Origin of the sequence: Gymnodinialimonas mytili (assembly GCF_037544085.1) — a bacterium.
Classification (GTDB): domain Bacteria; phylum Pseudomonadota; class Alphaproteobacteria; order Rhodobacterales; family Rhodobacteraceae; genus Gymnodinialimonas; species Gymnodinialimonas mytili.
The window spans coordinates 219179-232454 of the sequence record NZ_JBBIFW010000003.1 but is presented as its reverse complement, the minus strand read 5'-3'; the positions used below and the strand labels follow the sequence as shown (position 1 = coordinate 232454).

Here is a 13276-nt window from a genome sequence, read left to right as displayed (position 1 = left end):
ATACACTGAATAAAATTTTCTGGGCAGGGGGAGTCTGAGCAAATGGTTAATTTCTTAGGATCAGATTTTGGGTAAGTCCGGCTTGGCCTCGATGACGGCGTATGCCTCGGCGGAAGGTGGCGCGGGCGCCTTTACCTGGAGTTGGGAGATGCGCGGTGTCAATGGCCGCGGTCTGGATCTGCGCCTGCGTCTGCCTGACGGGTTGGGCGCATTGGAGGCGCCGCTGCGCAAGGCGCTGCAAACCGCATTGACGCGGGGCAATGTCCAACTTGGCCTGCGGCTGAGCCGCGCCGGAACTGACGGCGCATTGGCCTTGGACGATTCCGCGTTGAACAAGGCCTTGGCCGCTCTTTCGGAGGTCGAGGCGCGGGCGCGGGCAGCCGGTGTTGATCTGGCGCCCTCTCGCGCCGCGGATGTTCTCGGCCTGCGCGGCGTCATGGATGGCGCCGATACCGGCGCTCTGCCCGAGGTTGGGGCGCTGATGACTGAAGCAGACGCGTTGATTGCGGCCTTCGTGGCGATGCGCTGCAGTGAGGGCGCGGCGCTGGAAACGGTGATGCTGGGCCAGTTGGAGCGCATGGCAGAACTGACCGAACAGGCCGCCACCACCGCAGAGGCGCGCGCGGCGGGCCAGGGCGCCCGATTACGCAGCCAGATTGCGGCCGTGTTGGAAACGACCGAGGCGGTTGAGGAGGCACGCCTGGCGCAGGAATTGGCGCTGATCGCCGTGAAAGCCGACATCACCGAAGAATTGGACCGGCTCCGCGCCCATATCCAGGCCGCGCGCGATCTGATCGCTGGGGGCGGGCCGGTCGGGCGCAAGCTGGATTTCCTGATGCAGGAGTTCAACCGCGAGGCCAACACGCTATGCTCCAAGGCGCAGGATGCCGCGCTGACCGCCATTGGCCTTGACCTGAAACTGACCATCGATCAGATGCGCGAACAGGTTCAAAACGTGGAATGAGCATGCAAGACAGCCCCGATCGCCGCGGTTTATTGATCATCCTGTCCTCGCCTTCGGGGGCAGGGAAATCTACCTTGGCCCGCCGGTTGATGGCTTGGGATCCGTCGTTGAGTTTCTCGGTTTCGGCCACGACGCGCCCGCCGCGTCCCGGCGAGGAAGACGGCGTGCATTACCGGTTCATGGACGAGGTGGGGTTCAAAGCTTTGGTCAAGGACGGTGCGATGCTGGAGCATGCATTCGTCTTCGGGAATTTCTATGGCTCGCCCCTGGAGCCTGTGCAGGCGTCGATCGAGGCCGGGCGCGATGTGCTGTTCGACATCGATTGGCAAGGTGCGCAGCAAATCCAGAAATCAACTTTGGCGCCCCATGTGCTGTCGATCTTCATCCTGCCCCCCTCGATTCGCGAGTTGCGGCGGCGTCTTGAAACGCGCGGTCAGGATGGGGCCGACGTGATTTCCAAGCGCATGCAGAAAAGCTGGGATGAAATCAGCCATTGGGACGGGTATGATTACGTCCTGATCAACGACGATCTCGATGCGACCGAGGCGAAGCTGAAAACCATCATCGCGGCCGAACGCATGAAGGCCGCCCAACAACCTGCCTTGATGGGGCAGGTGCGGGCGCTGCAATCGGAATTTGAGGATATGCTATGATCTATGCCTTGGACGGGGTCGCGCCGCAGGTGGCCGAGGATAGTTGGATCGCCCCGGATGCGCATGTCATCGGCAATGTGGTGCTGGAACCCGGCGCCTCGGTCTGGTTCGGATGCACGTTGCGCGGCGACAATGAAGAAATCCGCGTCGGCGCGGGATCTAATGTGCAAGAAAACGTTGTCTGTCACACCGATCCCGGCTCTCCGCTGGTGATCGGCGCGGATTGCACGATCGGGCATAAGGCAATGCTCCATGGCTGCACGATCGGTGACGGGTCGCTGATCGGAATGGGCGCAACGGTGCTGAACGGTGCAGTGATCGGCGCAGGTTGCCTGATCGGAGCGGGTGCTCTGATCCCTGAGGGCAAGGTTATCCCGGACGGATCGCTGGTGATGGGCATGCCTGGCAGGGTCGTTCGAGAGCTTGACGATGCCGCAAAGCAGGCGCTTCTGATGTCAGCCGAGCATTACCGACAGAATATGCGCCGGTTCCGCGCCGGTCTGGTCGCGCTTTAAGCGGCGTCAGGATAGCGACATGCGCAACGTGTCGTCTTCGACCACGTAATTCACGCTGCGCTCGGTTTTCTCACAAACGAATTGCAGCACGGGGAATTGAGCATCCGCGGGGCGAAGCGCGCGGCCTTCGCCGGGGGTGCCGAACCGCAGCAGCGACCAGATATCTTCGTCGATATTCAGCCGCGAACCCGTCGCCTCCAACTGCCAATTCCAGTTTTCACCCACCGAAATACGGATCGTCCCACCCAGCGGCAGGGCCGTTTCCGCGCAAAGCAGCATCAGGAAGGCGTTCTTGACTGCGGCACGGGGCGCGTCGGCCTCGTTCATCCAGGTCAGATCCACGCGACTTTGGTTGAAATATCCCTCTGCCGCAGCGCGGGCTTCGCGCGCGCTGGTGACCTGACCCGGCGCGGCGCCCCCGAAGGCGAGGCGAAACAGGCGGATCCGCGCCTCTGCCGCGCGGACGGCATCGCGGATCAAATCGACCTCGGGGCCGTCGGCCTTGCCGGTCATTTCCAGCAGCTCAACACCATTGCCGATCGCACCCAACGGATTAACTAAATCATGACATAGCCGCGACGCCACAAGGTCGGCCAACCGCGCATCTGCATCGATATGCTCATCCCGCATCGTGAAAGGATCCTTTTTCAATGGCCAGCGACGATCCCGCTGCCGGTGATATCACCGCAATCCTGGAACCTGGCATGTTTGTGCGCCACCCCACAGCCCCTGAATGGGGGCTTGGACAGGTGCAATCCAATATCGGTGGCAAGGTGACAGTGAACTTCGAACATGAGGGCAAAGTCGTGCTAGACGGCAATCGTGTGGCTTTGATCATCGACGCACCCTCCTGATAGTTGCAGGTGACACTAGCCCAAACTGGTTAACCAGCGTTTAACGCTCGGCATTCCCTTACGTCTACCATACTCGGGCTGCGCCTTGCATATGGGCAAGGGGCTGCTAAGAGGGCTGCGGACAGGAATGGGTCTACCCGATGCAGATCGACGCGCCTTATTTTGAGCTTCGCCTGGCCCGAAGCGATGCAGATCGCCGGGCGGCCCAACGGCTGCGCTACGAGGTTTTTGTAGAAGAATTGGGGGGTGACGGGGCGCTGGTCGACCACGACACCCGGTTGGAAGCCGACCGGTTCGACCCGTTTTTCGACCATCTTATGCTTCTCGATCATCGCCGTCCGGCAGAGGCCCAAGTGGTCGCGGTCTACCGTGTCATGCGCCTGGATGGTGCGCGCGCGGCTGGGCAATTCTATTCGGAGGATGAGTACGACATCACGCCACTCCGCGCATCGGGTCGACAATTGCTTGAGCTTGGCCGGTCCTGCGTCCATGCCGAATATCGTGGCGGACCTGCAATGATGCTGATGTGGAACGGTTTGGCGGATTACATCGCCGAACATGGCATCGAGGTGATGTTCGGTGTCGCCTCATTCCATGGCACTGACCCGCAGCCCTTGTCGGCGCCGCTATCGCTGCTGCATCATCGCCATCTGGCGCCTGAGGATATTCGCCCAAAGGCCAAGGCGCCCGGCGCGTATCCGATGGATCTGATCCCGGCGGCGGAACTGGATCGCCGGAGTGCTGTGCGCGAAATCCCGGCCCTGATCAAAGCCTATCTGCGTCTGGGTGGTTTTGTGGGGGAGGGTGCCTTTATCGACCGTCCGTTCAATTGCATCGATGTGTGCCTGGTCATGGATGTGGCCCGGATATCGGATAGCCACCGCGCGATCTATCAACGCGCGCCCGCCCCATGAGCACCACTTGGCGCGGAGCGCCTGAGCCGGAGATGCGGCAACTAGGTCTGAGCGATTGGCTGCGCATCATCTTACGCGGGGCCCCTCTGCTTTTGTTGCTGGGCATCTGTTTTCCGCTGCTCTTGCTGCTGCGCCCGCCTGAGCGGATGATTTGGGGTTTGCGCCGCCCCTTCACTCCGTTCATCACCCAATTCGTATGCATTTGGGCGTGCCGCTTGGTGGGTCTGCGCCGAAGAACGTCCGGCCGCCCCATGGTCCGGCCAGGCGCGTTTGTGGCGAACCATGTCAGCTGGCTGGATGTCTTTGTGCTGAATGCGGGTCTGCGGATGTATTTCGTGGCCAAGGCCGAGGTGTCGGGCTGGGCGGGGATCGGTTGGCTGGCACGGGGAACGGGCACGTTGTTCATCCGCCGCGACCGGGCAGAGGCCGCCGCGCAGACCCGGTTGTTCGAGGATCGGCTGAGCGCCGGGCATCATCTGTTGTTCTTCCCTGAGGGCACCTCAACCGACGGCAAGCGGGTTTTACCGTTCAAAACGACGTTGTTTGCGGCCTTTTTCTCGGATCATTTGCCCGATGACATTGCGATCCAGCCGGTAACACTGCGCTACACGGCGCCGCCCGGCACCCATCCGCGCCATTATGGCTGGTGGGGGTCTATGGAGTTCGGCGGGTCGCTGTTGCAGGTTTTGGCGACCCCGGGCCGGGGGAATGTCGAGGTTGTCTATCACGCGCCGATCGATGTCGCGGCATCGGGCGGGCGCAAGGCATTGGCCGCGGCCGCCGAGGAGGCGGTGCGCGCCGGTCTGACCGAAGATTAGCGCAGCGGTGCGGTCAGTTCGGTGAGAGCCCTGAGCGGATCCTCATGGCGCCAGATTTCGGGGCCGATGGCGAAGAAATCTGTGACAGGCGCCAAAGCTTCGATCAGCGCGACATCCAGCGCGCCTTCAGCGACGACGGGGAGTTCAATCATCTGAGACCACCAGGCGAACAGATCGGCCTCGGCACGCGTACCATCCCCCAGATCGGTGCTGCCGACCGGGCCGAAGCTGATGTAATCCGCCCCGGTTTCACCGGCCGTCATCCCATCATGGCGAGAGGCGGCGCAATAGCTGCCCAGGATCGCATCGGCGCCCAAGGTTTTGCGCGTCGCCCGAACAGAACGTGCGCCATCGGTCAAATGCACACCGTCGAGGCCCAATCGCTCCACCAACTGCACATGCCGGTCGATGACCAGGGGCACGTCGCGGGCATGGGCAACCTCACGACACATATCGGCCGCGCGGGCCACCGCATCCTCATCGCTTTCGGCAATCGCAAGGCGCAGGCAGGCGATTTCGACCGCATCCAGCAGGCTCGCAAGGCTTGGCGCGAAGGTCATCGGATCGAAAGCGGTGGGGCTGATCAGATAGATTTGCGGGTGATCGGGATCGGGTTGAGCCATGATATCGGTGCCTTTGGGCGTCGTTTTGCCCTGGGCTGATAGCGGTTGGGCGCGCTCCGGGCAATGGCATGGTTGCATCGCTGCGCGCCGGGCTTTATCGCGCGGCCATGTCCAACGCCCAGCCCCCCCGCCAACCCGCCTTCGTCTTGGTCCGCCCGCAGATGGGCGAGAATATCGGTGCCGCGGCGCGGGCGATGTGGAATTTCGGGCTGGACCGGCTGCGCGTTGTGGATCCGCGCGATGACTGGCCGAATGAACGCGCGGTTGCCTTGGCCAGCGGGGCGGGGCGGTTGTTGGAGAATGCGGGGCCTTATGCGGATCTGCCCGAGGCATTGGCCGATTGCACCTATGTCTTTGCCACGACGGCCCGTGGGCGGGGGCTGACCAAGCCGGTGGTCACGCCGGAGCGCGCAATGGAGCAGGCGCGGGCTATGGCGGCATCGGGGGGCAAGGTGGCGGTTTTGTTCGGGCCGGAACGTGCAGGCCTGGAAAATGCCGATGTGGCGCGGGCCGATGCGATTATTTCGGTGCCGGTGAACCCGGATTTCCCGTCGCTGAATCTGGCGCAATGCGTGCTGCTTTGCGCCTATGAATGGCGGCGTCAGGGAGAGGATGTCGTGCCGGAGGTGATGGAACTGGCCGGAACTGATTTTGCCAGTGGCGTGGAGATCGAGGCGCTGGGGACACATTATGAAGAGCGGCTGGAGGAGGCAGGGTTCTTCTGGCCACCGGACAAAGCGCCGTCCATGAAACTGACCCTGCGCAATCTATGGGGGCGGCTGCCGCTGACACGGGCTGATGTGCAGACCTTGCATGGTGTATTGCGACAGATGGTGCGATGGGCCGAACGTCGCCGCGACAAGGATGGACGCGTGGAGTAGGGCTTTGACAGGGTTTGCGCCGCGCCTTCGGCGCGTCGCCCGGGGGCGCCCTCACTGCGTTCGGGAGCGTCGCATCTGACGTCTGAGCCGCCAGTGGGGTTGGCTCAGTCTATGGTCAATCTGTTGGATTTGAGTTTTTTGCCAAGATGAAAGATGCGCCTTTGTGCTTTGGGGCCCAAATGTCGCGGGCGCTTGAAGGCTGACGGGTGCCGCGATAGGTCTGATCCGAGAGATATGAGGGGCGAGCATGGCGGGCCAGCGCAGTATTTTCGAAGAGGTCGGCGAGGCACAAAAACCGGCGGCCACGCCCGGTGGGGTCAGCCGAGATCGCGGCCGCGCGCGGCGCCGGACCCGGACCTTCGTTATCGTTCTGTTTGTGATGGTGGTGGTGCAAATCGCGGTGGGTGGTTTGACCCGTCTGACGGATTCGGGGTTGTCGATCACCGAATGGGCGCCGATCTCGGGCGCTATCCCACCTTTGAGCGATGCGGATTGGCAAGCCGAATTGGAGGCCTATCGCGCGACCACAGAATATCAGGAACAAAACCGCGGCATGTCGATGTCGGAGTTCCAGTTCATCTATTGGTGGGAATGGGGGCACCGGCAATGGGCGCGCTTGCTTGGGCTGGTCTGGGCGGTGGGCTTCGTTGGCCTCTTGGCCACAAAATCTGTGCCAACCGGCTGGAATGGTCGGTTGCTGCTGCTGGGCGCGCTTGGTGGGCTGCAAGGGCTCGCCGGATGGTGGATGGTGCATTCCGGGCTGGCCCCGGGGATGTTCGACGTCGCCTCTTATCGGTTGGCCGTCCATCTGGGATTGGCGTTTGTGATCCTGGCTTTGATGGCGTGGTACGTCTTTACGCTTGGGCGACCGGAGGCGGAGTTGATGGCCGCGCGGCGCGACGGCGACCGAAAATTGCATGGCATGGCGACGGGCCTTCTCCATCTAAGCCTTGTGCAGATCCTGATCGGAGCGTTGGTCGCGGGGATCGATGCGGGACGCAACTATATCGACTGGCCGTTGATGGCAGGCGCCTTCACGCCACCCGATATGTGGGTGTTGGAGCCTTGGTATCGCAACCTGTTTGAAAATGACGGCACGGTACAGTTCTTTCACCGGATCACCGGTTATGTCCTGTTTCTCTTCGGCATAGGCGCCTGGATCGCCTCGCGCAAATCGGCACGCGGCGCAACGAAACAGGCCTTCGATTGGGTGCTAGTGATGATGTTTGGCCAGATCGTTCTGGGGATTGTGACGGTCATGCATTCGTCGCCATGGTCATTGGCAATCCTTCACCAATTCGGCGCGGTTGTTCTAATCACGTTGATCCTGCGCGCCCGCTTCCTGGCGCGCTACCCCCTGACACAATCCGTGCGAGGAGCTGCCTGATGGCTGCAATTGACGATCTATTGGCCCATCAACGTCAGACCGAGGCCCTGGGACAAGTCATGGGGCGCTTGGGTTGGGATCAGGAAACGGTGATGCCGAAAGGCGCCGCCGAGCAGCGCAGCGAAGAGATGGCGGCGCTGGAGTCAGTTTTGCATGCGCGCCGCACCGACCCGCGCGTGGGCGAGTGGCTGAGTGCTGTTGAACCTGCCGATGACGTCCAGGCGGCGCAAATCCGTGAGATCAAGCGCGGTCACGAACGGGCCGTGAAGGTGCCAGCCGATCTGGCCGCCGAATTGGCGCGGGTGACCTCAATGGCGCAGGGCATCTGGGCGGAGGCACGAGCGAAGGATGATGTCACGGCCTTTCTACCCACGTTGAAACAGGTGGTGGATTTACGGCGCGACGAAGCGGCCGCGATTGCCGATGGCGATGATCTTTATGATGCTCTGCTACAGGATTACGAGCCGGGCACGAGCGGCGCGGAGATCGCCGATTTGTTCGACCGGATGCGACCACGGCTTGTCGATCTGCGCGACCGATTGGCAGGCGCGAACATGCCTGCGCCTTTGGACGGAACATTCGACACGGCTGCGCAATTGGCCTTGAGCCATGAGATCGCGAAGACCTTCGGCTATTCCTTCGACAACGGTCGTATCGACTTGGCCGTGCATCCGTTCAGCTCTGGCTCTGGCGCAGATGTACGGATCACCACACGTGTGGATGAGGCCGAGCCGCTCGGCTGCCTCTATTCCACGATCCACGAGGTCGGCCACGCCACCTATGAACAGAATATCGCGTCCGATTTGCGGCTGACTGCTCTGGGTCAAGGCGTGTCGATGGGGGTGCATGAAAGCCAAAGCCGGATCTATGAGAACCAATTGGCGCGGTCTGCGCCGTTCACGCGATACCTCTATGGCCGGATGGCGACGCATTTTGGGGCGCTGAGCGCGTCAGCGGATGAGTTCGCGCAGGTGATCAACCGCGTGGAAACCGGCTATATTCGCACCGAAGCCGATGAAGTGCATTACAATCTGCACATCATGCTGCGCTTTGATCTGGAGCGGCAATTGTTTGGCGGTCAATTGGAAGTCGCCGATCTAGAGGCCGCTTGGAACGCGCGGTTCGAGGCGGATTTCGGGCTCAAGGTCGACAAACCCTCCAATGGTCTGTTGCAGGATGTGCATTGGTCGGTGGGCCTGTTCGGCTATTTCCCAACCTATTCCCTGGGCAATGTCTATGCCGGGTGTCTGCACGCAGCGTTGCGGCGCGATGTGCCGGATCTGGATGCGTCGCTTGAGGCCGGTGATCCGGCGCCTGCATTGAAGTGGTTGCGGGAGAACTTGCAGCGCCATGGCGGATTGCGCACGCCGCGCGAAACGATTGAATTCGCGACCGGGGATGAGATTAGCGAAGCGCCGCTGCTGGATTATCTGGATGCGAAATACGGCGCGCTGTTCGGCGTCTAGGCGTCGGGCCAGTTGGGGGGACGCTTTTCCAGAAAGGCGTTGATGCCCTCATCCGTTTGGGCGTTCAACATGTTGTCCACCATGACCGCGCCGGTCAGCGCATAGGCTTCGGCCAGGGTCAACTCTGCCTGTTGGTAGAAGGCGCGTTTGCCGATCCGGACAGCAGAGCCGAGCTTCGTGGCGATATTCTGGGCCAAGCCTTGGGTGGCGTCGGCCAGGGCGTCTGGCGCGCCGACGCGGTTGATCAACCCGACCTCGCGCGCACGCGCTGCGGAGAGAAATTCGCCGGTCGTGAGCATCTCGAACATCTGTTTACGGGGCATGACGCGGCTGAGCGCGACCATGGGGGTGGAGCAAAACAGCCCGATATTCACGCCATTTACCCCAAATTTGGCGTCGTCAGCCGCGACCGCTAGATCGCAGGAGGCCACAAGCTGGCAGCCTGCCGCCGCGGCCAGTCCATGGACCTGTGCGATCACGGGCTGCGGCAGGCGTGGGATCGTTTGCATCAGCTTAGAGCACCGCGCAAATAGATCGCCCCAAGCCGTCGCACCATTATCGGGCGATTGCCGCGCGGCTTGCATCTCCTTCAGGTCGTGCCCCGCGCAGAAAGCGCGCCCGGCGCCTTTCAGGATGATGACCTTTTGCGCCCGATCCTCGGCCAGTTGATCGAATTCCGCTTGTAGCGCGGCGATCATCGCATCGCTGAGCGCATTGAGATTGCGCGGCGAATTCAGCGTCAGATGGCTGATTGGGCCGACATCGTTCCGAAGAAGAAGGGGCTCGGACATGGGCGCTCTCCCTTGCGCTGGTCTTTGGCTTGGGGAACGGTAGCGGGCGAAGCGATTGGGGGGAAGAGCAATGGCAGTGGCGATGGGAGCCGAAGAGCTGGCCGCGTTCCTGGACGAGGTGTTTCCGCAGGTGCGCGGAGATTTTGTGATCGAGCATGTAGAAGAGTGCGCGGTGCGGGTGCGGATGCCGGTGGCCGAGCGCCATTTGCGACCCGGTGGCACGGTGTCCGGTCCGGCCATGTTCGCCTTGGCCGATGTGTCCGTCTACATCGCCGTGATGGCGATGGTGGGGCGCGAGGCGCTGGCGGTGACCACGGGCGGGTCGTTCGATTTCATGCGCAAACCCATGGCCGGCGCCGACCTTATCTGCGAGTGCAGGCTGCTGAAACTGGGCCGCGTTTTGGCGGTGGGCGAGTGTCTGATCTTTTCCGACGGCGGTGCCGAGCCTGTGGCCCGCGCCTCCATGACCTACTCGATCCCGCCGAAACGCTGAGAGCGCTGGAAAATGGTGCGCCTGCGGCGCGTGTGTTTGGTTTGCGCTTGCGCGCGGCATTGGGGCGCTGCCCCAAGCCCCGGGTATTTTGGGCCATTGGAAGAGGTTAGGGGGTCTGTCCGCGGTGGAGTTCACGAACCGTTATGTCGTCGGTGTCGAAGGCGGATCTGAGGATCGGGATGGCGGCATGGGGGGTGGTTTCGCCGCACATGAAAATGTCGAAAGCGGCGTATCCGATTTCGGGCCATGTGTGGCAGGCGATGTGCGATTCCGCGAGGACTGCGATCCCTGTGACCCCTTGGGGTGAGAAGTGGTGGGTATGGATATGCAACAGTGTGGCGCCGGTGGCTTCGGTTACGGCGCGGAGGGCCTGTTCGATATGGGCGCGGTCGTTGAGGTGGCGAGCGTTTTGCAGGTCGATAATCAGGTGGGTACCCGCGTAAGCTTTGCCGTCTTTTTGGGTGAGGTGCGTGGTGTCGGTCATGGGGCGGGTATGGCTTTGGTGGGTGAGCCACGCAAGTGAGGTTGTGGGTGGTCGTGGGGCAATTTGACGTTGACGTGTTGTGGAGTGAAGCCATGTGCATTGACGGCTTCAAGTATGCGCTCAGCGCAGTTTCAGAATATGCTCTGAAGGTCAGAGCAGACCAAGATATGAACGACATGGTTAAATCTGTAGTGTCACGGCCATAGCTTGAGCGCATCAAAAACGCCACTCTTGAAGTAATTCGTCAATAGGTTCGAAAAAGAAGTAGCCTTTTACGACCACCCACATTCTTCCGCTTTAGTAGCACAAATTCATATCTCGCCCGAAGTCGGAGCCACTGATGTTATCCCATCCGCGCGGGCTGTCGCTTGGTATTCTGATTGGCCAAGACTCTAGGCAGGTCCATCCCAACAGATTGGCGATCCTAGGTGTGCTTACTGGATCTGGCGTTACCTCAATTGTAACTGAGATGACTTGAGTTCCTTCACCGAAAGCAGTTGCCAAGTCTGTCGGGTTCACCGATCGCAAACTCTCTCGGTCGCCCCAATCCAGGAATGTCAGCATAGCCGGATAGACCTCGACCGGAAGCGCGACAGGGTCTCTCAGACGGCTCGCGTTGTGTAGACGCTCGCCAAGATCTCGGCGGTGACCCAGCACCCCCGGGGCGTAGCGGTGGGCGTCTGCGAGAAAGGTCTGCGGCAGCACAAACAGGTGGCGATCCGGTGTGACCTCGACCACAACGCCCTCGCCGGTATACTCCCAAATATACTTCATAGGTGGGAACCCGCAGCCATCCTCACACCAGGTTGCGCGAAACTCGATGACGGAGGTGCCGGTGACGATACTATTCGGCGTCTGGACGGTCACCGTGGCGCGTTCATTCCAGCTATACTCATCCGCGCCACAGCCAAAAAAGGCTTCCGATGAGGGAGAGGCTGCGGTTGAAGCGGATCATGGGCGTCGTTTGGGGGTAAAATTCGGTCATATAATGAAGACGACGTCTTAGCGGGGCGGTTTTCCGGTGGGGTAAAATAAAACCCCATATGTAAGACATTGAAAAAGCGCTAATTATGCCGGAGTAAGGGCCTTGACCTGAGCGCGCAGATGCTTAGAACACGCCCATCGGAGGGGTCATGCACCCCTCTTTCGTTTTTCGGGCGCTTGATGGTGCCCCCCGAAAGGAAACGTCACATGAAAACCTTCTCTGCCACGCCGGCGGATATCGACAAGAAGTGGATCCTGATCGACGCCGAAGGCATCGTTCTGGGCCGCCTTGCCTCGATCGTCGCCATGCGTCTCCGGGGCAAGCACAAAGCCTCGTTCACGCCTTCCATGGATATGGGCGACAATGTCATCGTCATCAACGCCGACAAGGTGCAGGTGACCGGCAAGAAGCGCGACAAGCCGAATTACTGGCATACCGGCTATCCGGGTGGGATCAAATCCCGCACCACCGGCCAGATCCTGGAAGGCGCGCATCCTGAGCGTGTCGTCATGCAGGCCGTCAAGCGCATGCTGCCCGGCAACAAGCTGAGCCGTCAGCAAATGACCAATCTGCGCGTTTATGCGGGTGCCGAGCATCCCCATGAAGCGCAAGATCCCCAAGTTCTCGACGTTGCCTCGATGAACAAGAAAAACACCCGGAGCGCATAGATCATGACCGAGACACTTTCTTCGCTCGACGAATTGCGCGGCTCTGTCGAAGGGACCGAGGCTGCGGCACCCGTCATCGATGCGGCCCCCCGCGAGCCCCAGCGCGATGCGCTTGGCCGCTCTTACGCGACCGGCAAGCGGAAGGACGCGGTGGCCCGCGTCTGGATCAAGCCCGGCTCCGGCAAGGTGACCGTGAATGGCAAAGAGATGGACAAGTACTTTGCCCGTCCCGTGCTGCAGATGATCCTGCGTCAGCCCTTCACCGTGGCCGGTGTCGATGGCGAGTTTGACGTGATGGCAACCGTCAAAGGTGGTGGCCTGTCGGGCCAAGCCGGTGCGGTCAAGCACGGTATCTCTAAGGCGCTGCAACTCTATGAACCCTCGCTGCGCGGCGCGCTGAAAGCCGCTGGCTTCCTGACCCGGGACAGCCGTGTGGTGGAACGGAAGAAATACGGTAAGCGCAAGGCGCGCCGGAGCTTCCAGTTCTCCAAGCGTTAATTGCAAAGATATCGCATCAAGGCCGCCCTCGGGGCGGCCTTTTTTTGTTTGGAGGCCTTAGAGGATGTGGAGCCGTCGCGCAGATCCGGATCTACGCCGTGTATCAATGCAAAGCAGGCCTACACATCCTACCGGATTCTCAGCCATGCGGATCGTCGGTTGCCGAGACGATCATATCGAATGAAGCGCGCTTGGCGGAATGGGTAAAGTACCGGTTTTCAGCACGCTGCCTCGACCGCGCGGGTCGACCGCCTTTGGGGACGTTAATGAGAACAGGGAGGT

General features: G+C 61.3%; 17 protein-coding genes. 12 read left to right on the top strand and 5 right to left on the bottom strand.

Annotated features, from left to right (window positions below; genetic code table 11):
- Positions 1 to 91: 91 nt before the first annotated feature.
- The 3 genes from V8J82_RS15390 to V8J82_RS15380 are packed head-to-tail and all read left to right on the top strand — an operon-like array spanning position 92 to position 2132.
- Positions 92 to 964 carry a YicC/YloC family endoribonuclease gene (locus V8J82_RS15390; RefSeq protein ID WP_339976654.1) on the top strand — a complete coding sequence of 291 codons (873 nt, stop codon included), beginning with the start codon at positions 92 to 94 and terminating at the stop codon, positions 962 to 964.
- Positions 961 to 1617: a guanylate kinase gene (gene gmk / locus V8J82_RS15385; RefSeq protein WP_339976278.1), complete on the top strand. Its 657-nt coding sequence runs from the start codon at positions 961 to 963 to the stop codon at positions 1615 to 1617. Before V8J82_RS15390 ends, gmk begins: the two co-directional genes overlap by 4 nt.
- The gene (locus tag V8J82_RS15380) at positions 1614 to 2132 is read left to right on the top strand and encodes a gamma carbonic anhydrase family protein (RefSeq protein ID WP_339976277.1); all 519 of its coding nucleotides are present in this window, start codon (positions 1614 to 1616) and stop codon (positions 2130 to 2132) included. Before gmk ends, V8J82_RS15380 begins: the two co-directional genes overlap by 4 nt.
- 6 nt (positions 2133 to 2138) lie before the next feature.
- Here V8J82_RS15380 and V8J82_RS15375 read toward each other — a convergent pair whose 3' ends face one another.
- Positions 2139 to 2762 carry a histidine phosphotransferase family protein gene (locus V8J82_RS15375; RefSeq protein ID WP_339976276.1) on the bottom strand — a complete coding sequence of 208 codons (624 nt, stop codon included), beginning with the start codon at positions 2760 to 2762 and terminating at the stop codon, positions 2139 to 2141.
- 20 nt (positions 2763 to 2782) lie between these two features.
- On the opposite strand from V8J82_RS15375, the gene V8J82_RS15370 reads away from it, so the two are divergent.
- The 3 genes from V8J82_RS15370 to olsA all read left to right on the top strand — a co-directional run bounded on the left by V8J82_RS15370 (position 2783) and on the right by olsA (position 4718).
- Entirely contained in the window at positions 2783 to 2986 is a 204-nt protein-coding gene (locus tag V8J82_RS15370) for a DUF3553 domain-containing protein (protein WP_339976275.1), read from the top strand.
- Positions 2987 to 3126: 140 nt separating this feature from the next.
- The gene (olsB, locus tag V8J82_RS15365; RefSeq protein ID WP_339976274.1) at positions 3127 to 3900 is read left to right on the top strand and encodes an L-ornithine N(alpha)-acyltransferase; all 774 of its coding nucleotides are present in this window, start codon (positions 3127 to 3129) and stop codon (positions 3898 to 3900) included.
- Entirely contained in the window at positions 3897 to 4718 is an 822-nt protein-coding gene (gene olsA, locus V8J82_RS15360) for a lyso-ornithine lipid O-acyltransferase (protein WP_339976273.1), read from the top strand. Before olsB ends, olsA begins: the two co-directional genes overlap by 4 nt.
- Here the strand turns inward: olsA and V8J82_RS15355 are convergent.
- Entirely contained in the window at positions 4715 to 5341 is a 627-nt protein-coding gene (locus V8J82_RS15355) for a thiamine phosphate synthase (RefSeq protein WP_339976272.1), read from the bottom strand. The two genes, olsA and V8J82_RS15355, sit on opposite strands and share 4 nt — an antisense overlap.
- 107 nt (positions 5342 to 5448) lie before the next feature.
- On the opposite strand from V8J82_RS15355, the gene V8J82_RS15350 reads away from it, so the two are divergent.
- The 3 genes from V8J82_RS15350 to V8J82_RS15340 all read left to right on the top strand — a co-directional run bounded on the left by V8J82_RS15350 (position 5449) and on the right by V8J82_RS15340 (position 9075).
- The gene (locus V8J82_RS15350; RefSeq protein ID WP_339976271.1) at positions 5449 to 6222 is read left to right on the top strand and encodes an RNA methyltransferase; all 774 of its coding nucleotides are present in this window, start codon (positions 5449 to 5451) and stop codon (positions 6220 to 6222) included.
- Between the two features lie 247 nt (positions 6223 to 6469).
- Positions 6470 to 7609, top strand: a complete 1140-nt coding sequence (gene ctaA, locus V8J82_RS15345) for a heme A synthase (RefSeq protein ID WP_339976270.1) — start codon at positions 6470 to 6472, stop codon at positions 7607 to 7609.
- Positions 7609 to 9075: a carboxypeptidase M32 gene (locus V8J82_RS15340; protein ID WP_339976269.1), complete on the top strand. Its 1467-nt coding sequence runs from the start codon at positions 7609 to 7611 to the stop codon at positions 9073 to 9075. Before ctaA ends, V8J82_RS15340 begins: the two co-directional genes overlap by 1 nt.
- On the opposite strand, the gene V8J82_RS15335 is transcribed toward V8J82_RS15340, so the two are convergent.
- Positions 9072 to 9866, bottom strand: coding sequence for an enoyl-CoA hydratase (locus tag V8J82_RS15335; protein WP_339976268.1), 795 nt, complete (start codon positions 9864 to 9866; stop codon positions 9072 to 9074). The genes V8J82_RS15340 and V8J82_RS15335 overlap by 4 nt on opposite strands.
- Before the next feature lie 70 nt (positions 9867 to 9936).
- Between V8J82_RS15335 and V8J82_RS15330 the strand changes: the two genes are divergently transcribed.
- Positions 9937 to 10359 (top strand): PaaI family thioesterase, encoded by a 423-nt coding sequence (locus tag V8J82_RS15330; RefSeq protein WP_339976267.1) that lies wholly within the window; start codon positions 9937 to 9939, stop codon positions 10357 to 10359.
- Between the two features lie 106 nt (positions 10360 to 10465).
- Here V8J82_RS15330 and speD read toward each other — a convergent pair whose 3' ends face one another.
- Together speD and V8J82_RS15320 are read right to left on the bottom strand one after the other, a co-directional pair.
- On the bottom strand, positions 10466 to 10843 hold the full coding sequence (gene speD, locus V8J82_RS15325; RefSeq protein ID WP_339976266.1) for an adenosylmethionine decarboxylase: 378 nt from the start codon (positions 10841 to 10843) through the stop codon (positions 10466 to 10468).
- A gap of 297 nt (positions 10844 to 11140) precedes the next feature.
- The gene (locus tag V8J82_RS15320) at positions 11141 to 11710 is read right to left on the bottom strand and encodes a hypothetical protein (protein WP_339976265.1); all 570 of its coding nucleotides are present in this window, start codon (positions 11708 to 11710) and stop codon (positions 11141 to 11143) included.
- Between the two features lie 324 nt (positions 11711 to 12034).
- On the opposite strand from V8J82_RS15320, the gene rplM reads away from it, so the two are divergent.
- Together rplM and rpsI are read left to right on the top strand one after the other, a co-directional pair.
- Complete coding sequence (gene rplM / locus V8J82_RS15315) at positions 12035 to 12496, top strand: 50S ribosomal protein L13 (protein ID WP_339976264.1); 462 nt, start codon at positions 12035 to 12037, stop codon at positions 12494 to 12496.
- 3 nt (positions 12497 to 12499) lie between these two features.
- Positions 12500 to 12994, top strand: a complete 495-nt coding sequence (rpsI, locus tag V8J82_RS15310) for a 30S ribosomal protein S9 (RefSeq protein ID WP_339976263.1) — start codon at positions 12500 to 12502, stop codon at positions 12992 to 12994.
- Positions 12995 to 13276: the final 282 nt, after the last annotated feature.